26 protein-coding genes are annotated in these 17,118 nt (G+C 41.6%); 23 read left to right on the forward strand and 3 right to left on the reverse strand.

Annotation, left to right across the window (positions count from 1 at the left end; all coding sequences use genetic code 11):
- Nucleotides 1-9 precede the first annotated feature (9 nt).
- From EFA47_RS00220 to EFA47_RS00235, 4 genes are all read left to right on the forward strand, one after another.
- Nucleotides 10-249, forward strand: a complete 240-nt coding sequence (locus EFA47_RS00220) for a hypothetical protein (RefSeq protein ID WP_095906917.1) — start codon at nt 10-12, stop codon at nt 247-249.
- Nucleotides 250-350: 101 nt separating this feature from the next.
- A complete protein-coding gene (locus EFA47_RS00225) occupies nt 351-773 on the forward strand; it encodes a hypothetical protein (protein ID WP_095906916.1) in 423 nt (140 codons plus the stop codon).
- Between the two features lie 294 nt (nt 774-1,067).
- Complete coding sequence (locus EFA47_RS00230; RefSeq protein ID WP_026650125.1) at nt 1,068-1,613, forward strand: hypothetical protein; 546 nt, start codon at nt 1,068-1,070, stop codon at nt 1,611-1,613.
- 326 nt (nt 1,614-1,939) lie between these two features.
- Nucleotides 1,940-2,500 carry a sigma factor-like helix-turn-helix DNA-binding protein gene (locus EFA47_RS00235; RefSeq protein WP_164651565.1) on the forward strand — a complete coding sequence of 187 codons (561 nt, stop codon included), beginning with the start codon at nt 1,940-1,942 and terminating at the stop codon, nt 2,498-2,500.
- Between the two features lie 78 nt (nt 2,501-2,578).
- On the opposite strand, the gene EFA47_RS00240 is transcribed toward EFA47_RS00235, so the two are convergent.
- The gene (locus tag EFA47_RS00240) at nt 2,579-2,932 is read right to left on the reverse strand and encodes a helix-turn-helix domain-containing protein (protein ID WP_002576326.1); all 354 of its coding nucleotides are present in this window, start codon (nt 2,930-2,932) and stop codon (nt 2,579-2,581) included.
- Nucleotides 2,933-3,097: 165 nt separating this feature from the next.
- On the opposite strand from EFA47_RS00240, the gene EFA47_RS20300 reads away from it, so the two are divergent.
- The 6 genes from EFA47_RS20300 (at nt 3,098) to EFA47_RS00270 (ending at nt 8,321) form a co-directional block, all read left to right on the forward strand.
- Nucleotides 3,098-3,295, forward strand: coding sequence for a helix-turn-helix domain-containing protein (locus EFA47_RS20300; protein WP_009246557.1), 198 nt, complete (start codon nt 3,098-3,100; stop codon nt 3,293-3,295).
- Complete coding sequence (bcrR, locus tag EFA47_RS00250; protein ID WP_009269230.1) at nt 3,285-3,899, forward strand: bacitracin resistance transcriptional activator BcrR; 615 nt, start codon at nt 3,285-3,287, stop codon at nt 3,897-3,899. Before EFA47_RS20300 ends, bcrR begins: the two co-directional genes overlap by 11 nt.
- Before the next feature lie 180 nt (nt 3,900-4,079).
- Entirely contained in the window at nt 4,080-4,997 is a 918-nt protein-coding gene (bcrA, locus tag EFA47_RS00255) for a bacitracin ABC transporter ATP-binding protein BcrA (RefSeq protein ID WP_002576324.1), read from the forward strand.
- Nucleotides 4,990-5,739: an ABC transporter permease gene (locus EFA47_RS00260; protein ID WP_002576323.1), complete on the forward strand. Its 750-nt coding sequence runs from the start codon at nt 4,990-4,992 to the stop codon at nt 5,737-5,739. Before bcrA ends, EFA47_RS00260 begins: the two co-directional genes overlap by 8 nt.
- Nucleotides 5,739-6,566 carry a bacitracin resistance undecaprenyl-diphosphatase BcrD gene (gene bcrD, locus EFA47_RS00265; RefSeq protein ID WP_002576322.1) on the forward strand — a complete coding sequence of 276 codons (828 nt, stop codon included), beginning with the start codon at nt 5,739-5,741 and terminating at the stop codon, nt 6,564-6,566. The genes EFA47_RS00260 and bcrD overlap by 1 nt, the downstream gene beginning before the upstream one ends.
- 126 nt (nt 6,567-6,692) lie before the next feature.
- Nucleotides 6,693-8,321, forward strand: coding sequence for an IS1182 family transposase (locus EFA47_RS00270; protein ID WP_122641496.1), 1,629 nt, complete (start codon nt 6,693-6,695; stop codon nt 8,319-8,321).
- A 166-nt stretch (nt 8,322-8,487) separates the two neighbouring features.
- Here EFA47_RS00270 and EFA47_RS00275 read toward each other — a convergent pair whose 3' ends face one another.
- Nucleotides 8,488-8,688 (reverse strand): helix-turn-helix domain-containing protein, encoded by a 201-nt coding sequence (locus EFA47_RS00275; RefSeq protein ID WP_075669150.1) that lies wholly within the window; start codon nt 8,686-8,688, stop codon nt 8,488-8,490.
- Between the two features lie 106 nt (nt 8,689-8,794).
- Between EFA47_RS00275 and EFA47_RS00280 the strand changes: the two genes are divergently transcribed.
- The 4 genes from EFA47_RS00280 (at nt 8,795) to EFA47_RS00295 (ending at nt 9,981) form a co-directional block, all read left to right on the forward strand.
- A complete protein-coding gene (locus EFA47_RS00280; protein WP_095906914.1) occupies nt 8,795-9,205 on the forward strand; it encodes a hypothetical protein in 411 nt (136 codons plus the stop codon).
- Between the two features lie 8 nt (nt 9,206-9,213).
- Nucleotides 9,214-9,459 carry an ATP-binding protein gene (locus tag EFA47_RS00285; RefSeq protein WP_235853175.1) on the forward strand — a complete coding sequence of 82 codons (246 nt, stop codon included), beginning with the start codon at nt 9,214-9,216 and terminating at the stop codon, nt 9,457-9,459.
- On the forward strand, nt 9,459-9,677 hold the full coding sequence (locus EFA47_RS20445) for an HTH domain-containing protein (protein ID WP_235853176.1): 219 nt from the start codon (nt 9,459-9,461) through the stop codon (nt 9,675-9,677). The genes EFA47_RS00285 and EFA47_RS20445 overlap by 1 nt, the downstream gene beginning before the upstream one ends.
- 124 nt (nt 9,678-9,801) lie before the next feature.
- Nucleotides 9,802-9,981, forward strand: a complete 180-nt coding sequence (locus EFA47_RS00295; RefSeq protein WP_028086473.1) for a hypothetical protein — start codon at nt 9,802-9,804, stop codon at nt 9,979-9,981.
- Nucleotides 9,982-10,337: 356 nt separating this feature from the next.
- Here the strand turns inward: EFA47_RS00295 and EFA47_RS00300 are convergent, their stop codons facing one another.
- Nucleotides 10,338-10,871, reverse strand: coding sequence for a helix-turn-helix domain-containing protein (locus EFA47_RS00300; RefSeq protein WP_122641497.1), 534 nt, complete (start codon nt 10,869-10,871; stop codon nt 10,338-10,340).
- A gap of 276 nt (nt 10,872-11,147) precedes the next feature.
- Here EFA47_RS00300 and EFA47_RS00305 point away from each other — a divergent pair, with 276 nt between their 5' ends.
- The 9 genes from EFA47_RS00305 (at nt 11,148) to EFA47_RS00340 (ending at nt 17,101) form a co-directional block, all read left to right on the forward strand.
- Nucleotides 11,148-11,336, forward strand: a complete 189-nt coding sequence (locus EFA47_RS00305; RefSeq protein ID WP_122641498.1) for a LysR family transcriptional regulator — start codon at nt 11,148-11,150, stop codon at nt 11,334-11,336.
- On the forward strand, nt 11,337-12,428 hold the full coding sequence (locus EFA47_RS00310) for a site-specific integrase (protein ID WP_122641499.1): 1,092 nt from the start codon (nt 11,337-11,339) through the stop codon (nt 12,426-12,428). It abuts the gene before it with no gap.
- The gene (locus tag EFA47_RS00315; protein WP_122641500.1) at nt 12,418-12,750 is read left to right on the forward strand and encodes a plasmid mobilization protein; all 333 of its coding nucleotides are present in this window, start codon (nt 12,418-12,420) and stop codon (nt 12,748-12,750) included. Before EFA47_RS00310 ends, EFA47_RS00315 begins: the two co-directional genes overlap by 11 nt.
- A complete protein-coding gene (locus EFA47_RS19710) occupies nt 12,743-12,889 on the forward strand; it encodes a hypothetical protein (protein WP_164689884.1) in 147 nt (48 codons plus the stop codon). Before EFA47_RS00315 ends, EFA47_RS19710 begins: the two co-directional genes overlap by 8 nt.
- On the forward strand, nt 12,882-13,844 hold the full coding sequence (locus EFA47_RS00320) for an AAA family ATPase (protein WP_122641501.1): 963 nt from the start codon (nt 12,882-12,884) through the stop codon (nt 13,842-13,844). Before EFA47_RS19710 ends, EFA47_RS00320 begins: the two co-directional genes overlap by 8 nt.
- A gap of 148 nt (nt 13,845-13,992) precedes the next feature.
- Nucleotides 13,993-14,325, forward strand: coding sequence for a transposase (locus EFA47_RS00325; RefSeq protein ID WP_072524275.1), 333 nt, complete (start codon nt 13,993-13,995; stop codon nt 14,323-14,325).
- A complete protein-coding gene (locus tag EFA47_RS00330) occupies nt 14,322-15,230 on the forward strand; it encodes an IS3 family transposase (RefSeq protein ID WP_072524276.1) in 909 nt (302 codons plus the stop codon). The genes EFA47_RS00325 and EFA47_RS00330 overlap by 4 nt, the downstream gene beginning before the upstream one ends.
- A 230-nt stretch (nt 15,231-15,460) precedes the next feature.
- The gene (locus tag EFA47_RS00335) at nt 15,461-16,714 is read left to right on the forward strand and encodes a plasmid recombination protein (protein WP_206215502.1); all 1,254 of its coding nucleotides are present in this window, start codon (nt 15,461-15,463) and stop codon (nt 16,712-16,714) included.
- A 9-nt stretch (nt 16,715-16,723) separates the two neighbouring features.
- Entirely contained in the window at nt 16,724-17,101 is a 378-nt protein-coding gene (locus tag EFA47_RS00340; protein WP_122641502.1) for a TnpV protein, read from the forward strand.
- Nucleotides 17,102-17,118: the final 17 nt, after the last annotated feature.

Genomic DNA, 17,118 nt, shown 5'->3' on the forward strand with positions numbered 1-17,118 from the left:
TGTTTTGTAATGACAGCTAAAGTGTATGTAGATGTCCTGGCGGTATTTAGCCGGGAAGGAGAATTGATCCCTACAGCGTTTGTCTGGGAAGATGGACGAAAGTATGCGATTGATAAGGTTTCAAAACCGGAGCGTTGTGCCAGTCGAAAAGCTGGTGGAACAGGATATCGTTATACCTGTCAGGTGGGCGGGAAAATCTGTCATCTGACTTATGAAGAAAATTACAGATGGTTTATGGAACGTAAATAGATTTAAATAGATTTAAAAAGTAGTATTGACACTAGCTTTACTTTTTGGTATCATTGGAAATGTGGTAGTGATGATGTGAGCTTTAAAAGGAGGTAGATAATATGAGATGTCAGGTTTACATTCCAAAGGAACTGGAAGAGGTGTTGTTAAATGATGCTAAAAAAGCAGGTGTTAATGTATCAGAAATTATTATTAGAATATTGAAAAAAAATTATAAAACAAAGAATAGCGAAACACTAGATTATATTGCACTTAAAGATATTGTTTTTAAAGAAATAGAAGAATATATTTCAACATTAAATATCAATGATGAATTCGAGTTATATGATGCATCTGAAACATTTCGCAATATTCCGATGACAAAAGAGGGGAAGCCTAATGTTAATCGGGCAAAGCTTGGTAGATTGTTTGGTCAGTCTATTGGCAAAAAACCATTTGAAAATGTGGAAAGAGTTTATATTGCAAACGGTAATGTTAAGAAATCAAGATACAATAAAGCTACAATGTTTAAACGAACAAAATAGTTGTAATACAAAATATTGTAACGTGCTCCAAAGGGAGCCCTGAATCAGGGCCCCCTTTGGAGAGATAGATATTCGATGAGAACATCAGCAGTCGGGGATACATCCTTTCCCGTGAGAACCGATTGCTTTCAATAGATCATACAGTTGCCGGTCAGCCAGAAATAGAAGCTATCCCACAGCGGATATTTCTGCGGAATCTGCATGAAGAGATGTTAGGACAGTGACAGACTGTGAATGGAACAAACAATACAATGATTGGTCTGGCTGCGGAAGCGGTCGGGAAGGAGGACAATTATGCAGAGAATACAGGATATGTTTATCAATATGGAAGAAGTGGCAGAGGATGCTTATAAGAATACGGAATTATTGCTGAGTCAGTATACCAAGGTAATGTTCCGTATTGAGAAGAATCTTGTGGATATAGATTATGAAATGTATGCAGAAGAAGGGAAGCATCTGAAGGAAATGTTATATGATCTGGTAGATTTCGATGCGACTGCAGAGAAACGCAGAATTCAGGAAAAGCTTCTGAATAATGATATGAATCTCTGTTTGCTGGAAATAATGAGAGATTCCCTGATAGCTTTGAGGGATTATCCAAAGAATGGACAGCTGTATTATCGGCTTTTGAAATATAGATATTTTGAAGCAGGAAATACCAATGAAGATGTGATGCTGATGCTGGATGATATGCCAAGCACCACTTACTATCGAAACCGTAAGAAAGCAATCCGGTTGTATGCAACAATGCTCTGGGCATTTACACGACCGGAAAAGATACAGAATAAGATGGAGGAAATAAACTGGAAGAAAAGTGGAAGTAAAGTGGCAGTGAACTGACAGTAAACTGGCATGTGAATGGTATTACAATGAAAATACGTGCATGTTAGAATTGATATGCTGAGAGAAATAGACCTTCGCAGACGTAATGTTTGCGGAGGTTTTTCTTTTCTCAAATTATAAGGCGTCAGGCTGTGCCCGGAAGGGCATGGCCTTTTTTTATACCCAAAAACAGGTTGCAGATTTGAAAAAGCTTCCTTTTTAACAGGTAGATGCCGGAAAGGAAGAGCATATCAAGATGCAGGGAAGAGGCAGGCATTATGCCAGATATCCATGATTTTCGATTTGTCACAAATCAACAAAAACGACAAATCGGAGGAACAATCATGGAAAAAAGAAAATACACATTTTACGACAGATACCAGAAGGTGAAATACGCTAATATTACTGCAGAGGAGCTGGAAGTTCTTAATATTTCTTATAATAAGGAACATTATATGTTTGATCAGCAGCATCAGAGAAATAATACAGTATTATTTTGTGGTTTAGAGTCAGAAAACGGTTGTGCGACAGACTTTATCGCAGATAGCGGACGTGACATTGCATCGGATATCACAACCGAGATCTTCTTCAAAGAACTCTTCAGTGATCTGACAGAGAAAGAAAAGAAAATCGTGAGCGATTATTTTATTATGGGAAAACAGGTTAAGGAAACAGCAGAGGAACTGGGCATCAGCACACGTCAGGTGAGTAGAGACAAAAACAGTGCTTTGGCAAAAATGTTAAAGAGAATGAAAGCAGCTGGATATGAATCATATGCTGAGGCGGCAGGTGTATTTCTGCAGGAAAGTGATTATATTCCAACACAGATGGAGACGCAGAATTCTATTATGAAGAAAAGGACCGGAGAAGTGAGACTGCCATCGGATCATAATGGTAATAAATAAAGTTAATTGAATATCCAATCATCAAAAAGTAGGTGTCGCACTTTTTTCAGTTGGCTTGGCTTACGAAAACAGCGTTAATTATTCCGCAGTTTCTCTTGCCTTTTTCAAGCCTTGAGCCGTAGCTTCCATCACGATAAGCTCCTTTTCTTCCATATCATTCAACAGTACATCAACTTGTTTGCGGCGATTGTTGTCGCCATCTTCATTGCATGGAAAAAAGAACTGGTCTACAGAGATGTCAAGCAAGGTAGTAATGAGATAAAATTTGTTAAGCCTTGGGTGCTGCCCCCTGTTCTCTATATACATAATAGAGCGTGGCGTAAGGTCTACCAGTTGGGCAAGATATTCCTGTGTCCACCCTTTTGCTTCCCGAGCTTTTTTTATCGCTATACCTAACGGCTTAAAATCAAGTTTTCTTTCATCTTGGTACATTTTAATATCATCCTATATCATTGTACATTTCGGGTGATGATATTTGAACGAAGTATGATTTTATGTTTAGTAGTGTATAATTTCGTATTAGTGGAGAGAAACTTGCTATTATTCGTCATTCCGTATATAATAATTATATACTCTTTGCGAAAGGAAGTTGATATTATGAATTACATTTCTGTGAAAGCCGCTTCTGAAAAATGGGGCATATCGGAAAGACGGATACAAAAATTATGTGAGGAAAATCGCATTGACGGAACTGAAAAATTTGGTCGTGCATGGATGATACCAAAAGATGCAGAAAAACCCGTTGATGGACGTATGAAAACAAGGAACAAACAGGAGGAGAATCATGGAATTTAATGAAAAGCTACAACAGCTTAGGACTGGAAAGAACTTAACGCAGGAACAACTTGCGGAGCAATTATATGTATCAAGAACAGCCATTTCAAAATGGGAAAGCGGCAAGGGTTACCCTAACATTGAGTCGCTCAAGTGTATTTCTAAATTCTTTTCTGTGACCATAGATGAACTGCTATCGGGCGAAGAACTGATTACACTTGCCGAAACTGAAAATCGTTCCAACTTGAAAAAAATTTACAGTTTCATTTATGGAATATTAGATATGATGGCGGTTACTTTTATACTTTTGCCGTTGTATGGTAACCTTGTTGACGGATATATTTATTCTGTCAATCTACTTTCATTTACAGACACTACCCCAATATATCTTGCAATCTATTGGATTGTTTTTATTGTTTTGATTGCACTTGGGATAGCGAAACTGATGTGTGTTTGTTTTGAAAAGGAATCATGGAGCAACATAATCACAAAATGCTCTCTCGTGCTGAGTACGCTTGTTATCTGCTTCTTCGCTGCGGCAAGACAACCCTATGTAACCGCCCTTATGTTTCTGCTATTTGTTGCTAAAATATTTGTCTGGATAAAGCAAACCCAAACAAAGTAAAATGCCATAAACCCTTTAAAATAGGCTCTGACACGATAAGTGTCGGAGCTTTTTTCGTGCTGACATCTATTGTGTCGGCATTGTGACGGTAGATTTCTTGGCTTCTATGCAATACTCGTGGATAATAAGATTGTGGTCAGCGAAAACAAGAACAGCAACCCACGGAAAGGAGAATCAAATATGGATTATATCATTGAAACAGAAAATCTTACGAAGCGATACGGAACAGCCACCGTTGTCGATAAGGTAAATCTTCATGTGCCAAAGGGCAAAATTTATGGTTTGCTCGGCAGAAACGGAGCAGGCAAAACCACAGCAATGAAAATGATGTTGCAGCTTGCTTTCCCAACGGAGGGAACGGTACGCTTGTTTGGCACAAACTATAAGGAAAATATCCATACCCTTTATAGCAAAGTAGGCTCTATTATCGAAACACCGGGATTTTACAGTAATTTAACAGGGTATGAGAATTTGCAAATTCTCGCTAAACTGCGAGGGGGAGTATCTAAAAGTGGAGTAGAAAAAGCTCTTGAAGTTGTGGGGCTGCATAAGGAGAAAAGAAAAGTCTTTTCCGATTATTCCCTCGGAATGAAGCAACGGCTTGGTATTGCCGCCGCCATTATGCACGAGCCGGAGCTTTTAATACTTGACGAACCGATTAACGGACTTGACCCCATTGGAATAGTTGAAATACGCTCATTTTTATCTGAACTTAGTCACAATCATGGCATTACCATTTTTATCTCAAGCCATGTTTTAAGCGAGATTGAACAGATAGCAGATATTATCGGCGTTATGCACGAGGGGCATTTAGTAGAGGAAGTGAATATATCCGAGCTTCACAAAAGGAATCGAAAATACATTCAATTTGATTTATCTGACAGTGAGATAGCCGGAAAGATTTTAGAAAACCACTACCACATGACGGATTTTACAGTGCAGGACGGTACGGTGAGAATTTATGACTTTAGCCAAAGTGTTGGAGAAATCAATCGAGAATTTGCACGAAATGGACTGCTCGTGACAAGGATAAATGATAGTGAGGAAAACTTAGAGGACTACTTTTCTAAACTGATTGGAGGTGGCGGTATTGCTTAATCTTATTTCTTGTGAATTATTAAAACTAAAGCGTTCAAAAATGGTGCTAATTAGTGTGGCAGGGGTATTATCTACCCCACTTTTGATGTTAATAGAAGCCTTGCAAACACATTTTGATAAGCCGGAGATTATCTTTACCTTGTCTGACATATACAGCGACAGTGTACTGTATATCATGCTGCTGGTAAACATTATGATATATGTGGCAATTGCAGCTTACTTGTTTAGCAGAGAGTACACAGAAAGCACCCTCAAAACCATATTGCCCATACCCATTTCAAGGACAAAACTATTAATTGGAAAATTTTGCACCCTGCTTCTTTGGATTGTTATGCTAACCCTTGTAACATGGGCAGGTATATTTATCGTTTGTGGGCTATATGACGCTGTCTTTACATTGGAGGGATATAGCTTACTAGTGGCAATAGTATGGCTCCCCAAGTTTTTGTTTGGCAGTATCCTGATGTTTTTAACAGTTTCTCCTTTTGTGTTTGTTGCTATGAAAACAAAAGGATTTGTCGCCCCGATGATTGGCTCTGCCGTGATTGTCATGGGAAGTGCCGCACTTTCAAATCAAGAATGGGGAGCGTTGTATCCGTGGACAGCCACCTATTTCTTGGTGCAGGGTAAACTTCAGAGTACCGGCTATCCTACACTGCTGTCTGTATCTATTATTATTCTTGTATCAGCAGTTGGTTTTCTTATGACCTTTCATCATTTTAAAAAGGAGGATTTGAAATAATGGTACTTGATTTTATAGAAATTTTAAAAGTTATTTTTCTTGGAATTGTTGAGGGTATTACTGAGTGGCTACCTATCAGCAGCACAGGACATATGATTCTTGTGGACGAATTTATCACACTTAATATGAGCGAAGCATTTAAAGAAATGTTTTTTGTTGTTATTCAACTTGGAGCTATACTCGCAGTGGTTGTAATGTTTTGGAACAAGATGTTTCCCTTTCAATTTAAGAACAAAGCACAGTCAATTGTTAAAAAGGATACTTTCTCGTTGTGGTTCAAGGTTGCGGTAGCTTGTGTACCGTCAGCTATTATGGGGATTCTATTTGATGATTATTTGGATGCTTACCTCCAAACCCCCATTGTGATTTCAATCATGTTAATCTTTTATGGTTTGTTATTCATTCTCATAGAAAATTGGAATAAAAAGCGTACTCCTACTACTATGGCACTTTCTGACATCAGCTATAAAACAGCAATCTTGATAGGGGCATTTCAAGTGTTATCACTTATACCCGGCACATCACGGTCGGGAGCAACGATTATAGGTGCTTTACTCATAGGAGTTTCACGAGTGGCAGCAGCAGAGTTTACTTTTTTCCTCGCAGTACCTACTATGCTTGGAGCAAGTGCTTTTAAGCTGTTAAAATTCGGGTTTGAATTTACAAGTGCAGAACTGCTCGCTCTTGTTCTCGGTATGGCTGTGGCATTTGCGGTATCTGTCTTAGTAATTAAATTCCTAATGAACTTTATCAAAAAACATGATTTTAAGGTGTTTGGTTGGTATCGAATTGTGCTTGGTATACTTGTTGTACTTATAAAATCTTAATAATGCGTTTTCTTTGTGCGCGAATAAAAATGGAGCTGTCGCACTAATTAGTGCGGCAGCACTTTTTATTACAAAGACTAAGAGCCAGGTCTATGCAAGGCCTGGCTCTTAGTGTAAAATTTATTTATGCGACTAAATAAAATCTTACAGAAAGATTATACTCTATCTTCTCTGTATTATCAAATCAAACTTCCGCTGGATGTGGAGATTTTGATTCCAGCAGATGATCCGGTCCGCCTTCTGAGTGCATTTGTGGAGGGAATGGAACTCAGCGATCTTTATCAGACTTATGGAAAGATAAAGAAAAATCAGGCGACACCGAAGCAGCTGTTTAAGATCATGGTCTACGCCAGCATGAACCGAATCTATTCCAGCCGGGATATCGAAACCGCATGCCGCAGAGATATCAATTTCATGTATCTTTTGGAGGGAAAACCCGTACCTGATCACGCAACCTTTGCCCGTTTTATTTCTCTTCATTTCGCACAATGCTCAAAAAACATATTAGCCGATGTAACGGAATTCTTATATTCCCTTGGAGAAATCTCAGGAAAAAGTATCTTTATTGATGGGACAAAAATCGAATCCGTCGCGAACAAATATACTTTTGTCTGGAGAAAGGCTGTTACGAAAAATCAGGCAAAACTTTTGGATAAAATCCTTGTCCTCGTAGAAGAATGTGAAACTCTTTACGGATTCAGAATTGTTCATAATGGGAACGTTTCCCTTCACACTTTAAAAAGACTGCGTAAAAAACTTTACAGGATCAAGCAGGAGGAGGGGATTCTCTTTTCTTATGGATCCGGACGACGAAAAACTCGCCTTCAGAAATCATTAGAAACCCTGGAAAGTTACATAGCAAAACTGAAAGAATACAACCAAAAGCTCCATATCTGTGGAGAGCGCAACAGTTATTCCAAAACCGATCCAGATGCGACTTTTATGCGGATGAAGGAAGATGCGATGCTCAACGGGCAGCTCAAACCAGCGTATAATCTTCAGCATGGAGTGGATTCAGAATACATCACATGGCTGGATATCAGTGCACGGCCTACAGATACAAGAACACTGATCCCGTTTTTGAAAGATATGGAATGCTACCTTCCGTTTAAATATCAGGAGATTGTAGCGGATGCAGGATATGAAAGTGAAGAAAACTATCTGTTTTTGGAAGAGAATGGTCAGCTATCCTATATCAAACCGCAAAACTATGAGATTTCCAAAACCCGAAAATATCGGAAGAATATCGGACGTATGGAAAACATGGAGTATGATAAGGAAGCGGACTGTTATTACTGCAAAAATGGACAGGCGCTGACAGCCCAGTATGAGAAGAAAGAAAAGACAGCCAGCGGTTACCGGAGAACGGTTACCGTATATCGGAGCAGCAACTGCAGTGGATGTCCTTACAAAACCGAATGTATAAAGGGGAATAACTGTAAAACGCCAATGAAAGACCGCCAGAAAGTACTGTATGTTTCGAAAAAAATGAAAGAGAAACGCCGGGAGACACTGGAACGGATCACCAGTGATTACGGGACCCAGCTACGGATGAACCGAAGCATCCAGGCGGAAGGAAGTTTTGCAAACATCAAAGAGGATATGGGATTCAGACGATATCTGTATCGTGGGAAGGCAAATGTAACCGCCCAGAGTATCCTGTTGGCAATTGGATATAACATGAATAAACTTCACCATAAAATCCAGGGGGAAAGGACAGGTCAGCATTTATTTCCGCTCAAAGAACACGCCTGATTTTGACAGGTCAAAAGTAAATCCAGAAAATGAACCTTTTTCCAGAAAAGGTCTATTAAAGTTTGCCTTTTTTATAGGAAGAATGAAATACGAGAACAATTTAGTATAAAAAAGGCAAAAAGATGCTGCCGCATCTATGATTTATTAATCATTGATGCGACAGCACCTACTTTAATTTCAGTATATCATTCGGTGTGCAGTCCAGAAATTCACAGAGTTTTGCAAGTATTGTGAAGTCAATCCTGGTTACTTTATTTTTGCAGTAGTTGTTAAGCTGTGTGCGCTGTAAATTACAGGCTTCACAAAGCTTATTTTTGCTGATATTCTTTTCTTTAAGTAGATTTTCCAAATCCATATATACAATCATAACGGCACCTCGTCTTTTCCTACAATTATAAATACAACTGTATTGAAAAATAAGCTGTGCTGTCATACACTTGTATTATGATACAGGGCTATAAAGGAGCGAGAAGATGAGAAAAAGGTGGTTTATCAGTCTGATAATCGGTATAATAATTACAGGTGGTTGTCTGGGATATCTCCAGTTTGGAAGAGATATGGATGTGTATGGTTCCCATGCAATGACAGCGGACAATTACCATGAGGAGCGTTTGACGGTAGTGGTAAATAAACTGTATGTAGAGGATCAGAAAGTATGTGCAGAAGAAATCGTGAAACGTTGCAGGGAAAATTCATTTAAAAGTGTGCGGTTCAGCTACGATCAGTCGATTCCGAATGCGTTATATGTGACTGTATATTCATCAAAGCGACAGGCAGAAAAAGGAACACAGATGTTTTCGTTTTCTTACTTGCCGGAGGATGGCGATCGAACGTATAATATTGTTAATGATTCGGATAAATTTATGTTGAAGCTGGAGAAATAACACAGCTGATGATACATGGTCATTCTAAGATCCGGAATAAGGGAATTGCCAATATATTCAGCCAGATGGGACTTGTTGAAGCATGGGGAAGCGGAATAAAAGGAATCTTTAATGCGGCAGAAGAGTATGGACTTCCAAAGCCGAGATTTCAGGAATTCGATAATATGTTTCGGGTAGAGCTGTTCCGTAGTTCATTTCCGATGACAAATGAAAAAGAAAACATCGGAGAAGCATCGGAGAAACATCGGCGGTAGTGTGGAGAACAGACCTCAACGATACACAGCAAAAGATTATAAAGTTGCTTTCAGAAGATCATCAATTATCAGCGGTCAAGTTAGCTGAGAAAATCGGGGTTGCCAGTCGAAATATTGAGAACAATATTAAGAAGTTAAAAGAGTATGGTATTCTTATAAGACATGGATCTCCAAAGAATGGTTACTGGGAGATTGTGGATAAAGATCTACAGGAGTGAGAAGTAAATTAGTCCAAGATAGCTCAAGATTAGTCCAAGAGAATATATATATAAATAACAAAAATAGATTGACATTTTGTAGTAATCAGTAGTAAACTGTACTTGTGGAAGGGAAGTGATATGTTTGGCTAGAAAAACACCAAAAGATGGCAAAGAAGAAAACATACGAGTACGGGTGACTCCAGAACAAAAACAGAGACTTGTTGAGTATGCAGAAAGACACTATCAGAGCATGAGTGGTGTTGTATGTCAGGCATTGGATCTCCTGTACGCAAGAGAAGAACAACAAAATAACAAAGAGTAAAATGGAGTTATTTTGGAGTTTATTTCTTCATAAGCGGTGCGAAAAACACAAAATCAGAACGCACGTTCGAAACGTGAACCTCTAATAACAGCCTTTGCGTGTCATGAAACGCAGTCCGCAAAGGAGTTTGAATAAATCGAAACACCATAAAAACCCAGTATTTATGCGGGTTTTCGGTGGTTCAAGAAGTCTTTTGATAACAATTTGATAACAGCCATACAAGAGCTATTATTCTTGTAATCCAGTGGTTTATGGGTTATAGAATAACAAAAGGCGGCTTGCATGGCGAAAGAAATCCATATTAGAAAGCCCTTAGCTGTGGGTAATCACTCATAGCTAAGGGCTTTTTGTCGTTCTTATTTGCCTTTTTTGAGCTTGTCCTGAAATGCCTCTACCAGCGTATCGCTTAACTCTTGCGAAGGGATTTTCGCCCAGAGCTGCGTGGTATCGTATTTCGGATAGTAGTAACGCCAGCGGTCGTAATCGTCCTTGCTGATTTCACCGGCAGAGAGCTTGTCAGTCTGCTCTTTCCAAGCATAGAGCATTTTCAGCAATTCGGCAGCGTCCTTGTCTTTATCCTTGTTGACTTTCAGACAGACTTCGCCGTCTGCTTCGCTGACAGTCAGGCCGTAAATGTCCTCAAGGGTAAATAAGGTGTGCATAAGTCCGATGTAGCTGTCAATGTCGGGAATATCAAGAGCCTGCGGAGAAACATCGAGTACCTGTGCTAATGCGGCGGTTAAGTCTGCTTTCGGCTTGCGTGAGCCTGTTTCATACTGTGCCAAACGGACATCAGCACTTCTTTCGGGGAAGCCGACAGCAGTACCGAGATACTTCTGTGTCATTCCACGCATAAGTCTGAAAAAATGTATTCTTTCGCCAATCGCCATAGTGTTTCACTCCTTGTTTATGTATCTGCAAATAGTATAGCAGATATGTTTAGGAAAAGTCAAGAGGAAATGAAACAAAAAAGTTTAATATTTTCTTGCAAGCCACTTGACAAAAGCAAATATGCTTAGTATAATGAAATAACATTAAGCAGATAAGTTTAATGTCCGTCGTGCGTCACGGTAATGGCGTACCCGCTCGGGCAAATCGGAAGGCGGCAAGAAAGTATTCCGACACGAAATAAATGAAATTGAAAAAAAAAGGGAAGGTGATTTTTTATGGAAAACAGATTTATCCGTGCCGATGATGTGGCACGGGAGCTTGATGTATCAAAGCCTTATGCTTACAAACTTATCCGACAATTAAATGAAGAATTGAAAGCAAAGGGTTTTGTTACGATTGCAGGACGTGTCAACCGCCAGTATTTTTATGAAAGGCTCTACGGAGCAGGAAAGGAGATGAAGTAAATGCCAGTATTCAAAAATGAGGACAACGGCACTTGGTATGTGATGGCTCGCTATGTGAACTGGAAAGGCGAACGCAAGCAGAAATGCAAGCGTGGGTTTGCTACAAAGAAAGAAGCGCAGGAATGGGAGCGAATGTTCCAGTTGCAGAATTCCTCTGACCTTGATATGAGCTTTGAGGCTTTTACAGAACTGTATATCCGAGATGTGAAAAATCGACTGAAAGAAAACACTTGGCTGACAAAGGAGCATATTATCCGCACGAAGATACTGCCTTTTTTCGGTAAACTGAAAATCAGCGAGATTACCACAAAAGAAATCATCACTTGGCAGAATGAAATGCTTGCCTATCGTGACGAGAAGAAAAAGTCTTATTCACAGACCTATCTGAAAACGCTGCATAACCAGCTTTCCGCTATCTTCAACCACGCTGTGCGCTATTACGAGTTGCGCTCCAATCCAGCCGCAAAGGTAGGAAATATGGGAAGTGAGGAACACAGGGAAATGCTGTTCTGGACGAAAGAGGAATACAAGAAGTTTGCCTTTGAGATGATGGACAAGCCTGTTTCCTTTTACGCCTTTGAAATGCTTTACTGGTGTGGTATCCGTGAGGGCGAGCTGTTGGCGCTGACGCCTGCGGACTTCGATTTTGACAAGGAAACGGTCACGATCAATAAGTCCTATCAGCGTCTGCACGGGGAAGATGTGATTACCACGCCGAAAACAAAGAAAAGCAACCGCACCATTAAAATGCCGCATTTTCTTTGTGAAGAAATGCAGGAATATCTCGGTATGCTCTACGGACTCAAAAAGAAAGACCGTATCTTTACGATAACGAAAAGCTACCTTCATCACGAGATGGACAGAGGGGCGAAAGCCGCAGGCGTGAAGCGTATCCGCATTCACGACTTACGGCACAGTCACATCAGTTTGCTGATCGATATGGGATTTTCGGCGGTGGCGATTGCCGATCGTGTAGGACATGAAAGCATTGAAATCACTTATCAGTACGCCCATCTGTTCCCGTCCAAACAGACGGAAATGGCGGAGCGATTAGACGATTTAGGGAAAGGGGATTTTGAAAATGTCAGCTAAGAACAGAGACAACAAAAACCGTTGGAGAAATATCACGGTGGGATTTCGGGTATCACCCGAAGAAAATGAATGCATTAACAAGGCGGTCGCCTTATCGGGATTGCCGAAGCAGGAATATTGTTACCGCCGCTGTCTCAATCAGGATGTGGTCGTGCAGGGCAATCCGAGGGTGTACAAGGCTCTGAAACAGGAACTTGCCGCTGTCCTTGCGGAACTACAAAGGATTGAAGCGGGAAACGGTGTAGATGATGAACTGCTCGATGTTATTGAACTAATCGCCATTATTCTTGGTGGCTTGAAAGGAGAGGAACAGAATGAATAAGCAAAAAGAAATGACCGCCTGTAACACATCTGTTGGCGCAGATGAAAGGCAGTCACTCCATGTATCTGTTAATAGTATAGCCGCATATCCCTTGAAAATCAACCGTTTTGTTTTGAAAGGCGGTGGCAGGAATGGCTGAACTGAAAATCATCAGTATGGATGAAGTCCAGAGCAAGGAAGTGAACTGGCTCTGGTATCCGTATATCCCATATGGAAAAATCACGATCATTCAGGGCGATCCCGGCGAGGGAAAAACAACTTTGGTTTTGAGGCTGGCGGCGCTGCTCTCCAAAGGAGAAGCACTGCCCTATGACGATACCGAGCGTGAGCCTGTGAAGATCATCTATCAAACTGCCGAGGACGGACTGGAAGATACCATCAAGCCAAGATTAGAGGCAGCCGAGGCAGACTGTACGCAAATTAAAGTCATAGACGAATCGGAAGCCGCACTCAGTATGCTGGATGAGCGCATTGAAAAGGCAATCATAGAAGTCGGCGCAAGGGTAGTAATCCTTGATCCTATTCAGGCGTATGTCGGTGCGAATATCAATATGAACAACGCCAACGAAGTCCGCAATGTAATGGCGCAGCTTGGACGAATCGCAGAAAAATATGATTGTGCCGTTTTACTTGTTGGTCATATGAATAAGGGAAGCGGAAATAAATCTTCTTACCGTGGACTTGGTTCCATTGACTTTCAAGCAACCGCACGGAGCGTTCTGATTGTTGGCAGAATTAAAGATAACCCGCAGGTTAGGGTGATGGTGCAGGACAAGTCCTCCCTTGCTCCTGAAGGGGAAGCGATTGCTTTTGAGCTGGACAAGGAAAACGGATTTCGCTGGCTCGGTCATTACGATATTTCAGTTGACGATTTGTTAAGCGGTATTCCGAGAGAAAAGAAATCTGAGCAGGCGGAAAATTTAATTCTTGAGTATCTTTCAAAGGGCAAATATCCGCAGCAGGCATTGCTGAAAAAAGCACAGGCGGTGGGTATCTCCAAGCGTGTGCTGGACGAGGCAAAGAAAGCGCTGAATGTCCAATCGGTTAAGGAAGGTAGTCAGTGGTACTGGCAGCTTCCCGAAAAAACAAAATAAGTTTTTTCAAGGTTGCAACATTGCAAAGGCAGGCATATCTGCAACCTTGCAATGTTCCTTTTTCGGGAAGTGGTGTGGTATAAAAAAAGTTGACAGCTTATTCTCAAGGATTTCATAATAAAACCAAGAGAATAAGGAGGTATTCAAAGTGGCACGTAAATATGACCATGAATACAAAGTACAGGCAGTGAAACTTGCCAAAGAAATCGGCGGCGCTAAGGCTGCTAAAGAATTAGGAATCCCTGAAGGAACCATCCATACATGGCTGAAAGCTGTAAGAGCTGGTAAGCTGGATGTTGGGGAAGGTTCCCATACCCCTGCCAGTGCAATGAGCCTGTCAGAAGAAATTACCATGCTGCGTAAGCGGGTGAAGGAGCAGGATAAAGAAATCCGCCGCCTGAAGGAAGAAAATGAATTTCTGGAGGAAGCCAGCGCTTTTTTCGCCGCCAGCCGTCGGAAGTCAGCAAAAACCAGAGAATGATCTTTCTCGCTTTGAAAACAGAGGACGGCAGGATTACCGGAAAAATTTCATTTTATTGCCGGATGCTTGGTATCAGCCGGCAGGGCTTCTATAAATATCTCGCAAACAAAGACCGTCCATGGAAGTACCAGGATCTGGCGGATGCCATGAAAGAAATCATCAGTGAGGATGAATGTAACGATACTTATGGACGGATCCGGATGTATCAGGCGCTGTTGCTGAAGCAGCCGGAGGGCGTACATATACCCAGTGAACGGACCGTATACCGGGTTATGGATCAGATCGGCCTGAGCCATCGGCCAAAGAGAAAGCCGAATGGACTTACAAAGGCAGACCGGGAAGCCATGAAATCGGATGATCTGTTGAAGCGGGATTTCCATTCAGATGCCCCATTAGAAAAATGTATTACAGATATCACGGAGATTCCGGCGCGCAATGGGAAACTGTATGTATCTGCGATTTTCGACTGCTTTGATCTTAGCGTCCTCGGTCTGTCAATGGGGACAAACATGAAAGCAGATCTGTGTATCCAAACACTGGAAAATGCCCTGACTGCATATCCCGCATTGGAAGGAGCGATCATCCACAGTGACCGTGGGACACAGTATACCAGTGAGTCTTACCGCCAGACCATCCGGGAGCACCACATCCACCAAAGCATGAACAGTGCAGGAGGACGCTGCCATGATAATGCACGCTGTGAGAGTATGTGGGCCAGAATGAAGACAGAGCTCCTTTATGACCGCTATGACACAAGGCAGATGACGGTAGAGGAATTAAAGGCGCTCATTTGGAGATACTTCCTCAGCTACTGGAATAACCGGAGGATCTGCTCTGCCAATGGCGGGCTTCCTCCCATGATAAAACGCAGACAGTATTATGAGGATTTGGAACTGGTAGCATAGTCAGTGATATCCTTGAAATAAATGTGTCAACTAATCTTGACAATATCAAAGTGATAAAGTTTAGATGGGGTTGCAAGGGTGTCCTTTTCAAAGGACAGCCCTTGCCCCTCGGAGAGCCCACGACATCTTTGCAACCGTCAGGTTGAAAGTGTCATAGTGGATTACGCACTTTGAAAAAGGTGTGTAACTGTGCTGTTCCACAATATCGCAAAACGAAAGGAGTGATACGAATGCCGAAGGGAGATTTCAGCGTCGCCCGTGTGGAAAAGCGGACGAGAGCGAGCGTTGGAAAGTTTGAAAGGCACATCGAGCGAAAAAATGAAAGCTATGAAAATATGAATGTTGACCTATCCCGCACACCGCTGAATGTTTACTTTCAAAGCTGCGGCGAGCTGACCTACAACGAATATCTGGACAGGCTGATTGCCGACGGGGTGGTATCCTTAAAGGGGCTAAAAGCGGATGCGACGGTCTTTAACGAGATGATATTGGATGTGAATACCGACTACTTCGAGAGAAACGGCGGTTATGATTTCGCCTGCCGTTTCTATGAAGAAGCGTTCCATTTTGCAGAGAAGTTATACGGGAAAGACAATATTATTTCCGCAGTTATGCACGCTGATGAGCTGAATGTTGCCATGACAGAAAAGTACGGAAAGCCGATTTATCACTATCATCTGCACATTATGACGCTGCCCGTTGTGGATAAAGAGGTGCGCTGGTCGAAGCGCTGTAAAGACCCGGCGCTGGTAGGAACTGTGAAAGAAGTGATCCATCAGGTTAGCCATTCAAAGAAATGGAAATCGGAAAAAGAGTTGGACGAAAACGGAAATCCCGTACTAAACAGTAAGGGAAAACCCGTCTACCGTGCTTCGTACAGCATTTTACAGGATAAGTTTTACGAATATATGAAAGAAGCAGGATTTGAGGGCTTTGACCGTGGCGAGAGAGGGAGTACAGCAGAAAATCTGACTTCGCTTGGGTATAAAATCCAGCAGGACGAAAAAAGGCTGGCGGATATTGAACAGAAGATTGCCGCTGAACAAGTCCGATATAACGACAACCACAAGGCGTTTATGACCTTTGCGGAGATTGACAGCTCCGGCAAAAAGTCTTTCACGGGCAAATATACGGTATCAGCTGAAGACTATGAAAAGCTGACAACGCTGGCAAGGCGCTGTTACTCGACGGAATCTGAAGCGCAGCGGTTGAGAGAGGAAAACAGAAGCTTGTCCCGTCAAATCTGGTCGCTGCAAAGCGAGGTTTCAAAGTTAAGAACTGCGCTGCGGGAGCTGACCGAAAAGTGCAGACCATACCTTGAGGCATTAAAGATTGCGCCACAAAAGGTCAAGGAGTTTATCAGCGGTATTCTTGAAAAATTCAAAAAGCAAGAAAAAAGTATTTATTATGAGCCGATTCCAGCTCATGAACAACAGTCACCAGAGCGTGGAAAACGCTCTAAAAATAAAGATTACGAAAGGTAGGAAAAGACAATGGCAAAGACGATTTTTGAAGAAATGGGCGGCACTTATGTACGGCAGGGAGATTATGATCTCCCTTGCCTGTCCTTACCCACCGAAAAAGAAAACAAACCTATTGGAGTATGGGGACAGCGGCATTTGCACTATCTTAAACAGCACCGCAGAGTGCTTTACACCAACCTGCTCACAAGCGGTAAGCTGAACAGTTATCTTGCCGATATTGACGCACAGGCGGAAGATATGTTCCTTCGGCTGGTAGAGCAGATGGTAAAACGTGAGGGAGTGACCGAGCAGCTAAAGATGGAAAATCAAATGGAATGGGTTCGGTTAATGAACAATATTCGGCACAGGGCGATGGAGATTGTAAATCATGATGTTATTTACGCATAATGTAAAAACCGGTGGCG

Source organism: Luxibacter massiliensis, from assembly GCF_900604355.1.
In the GTDB taxonomy this organism is placed as follows: domain Bacteria; phylum Bacillota; class Clostridia; order Lachnospirales; family Lachnospiraceae; genus Luxibacter; species Luxibacter massiliensis.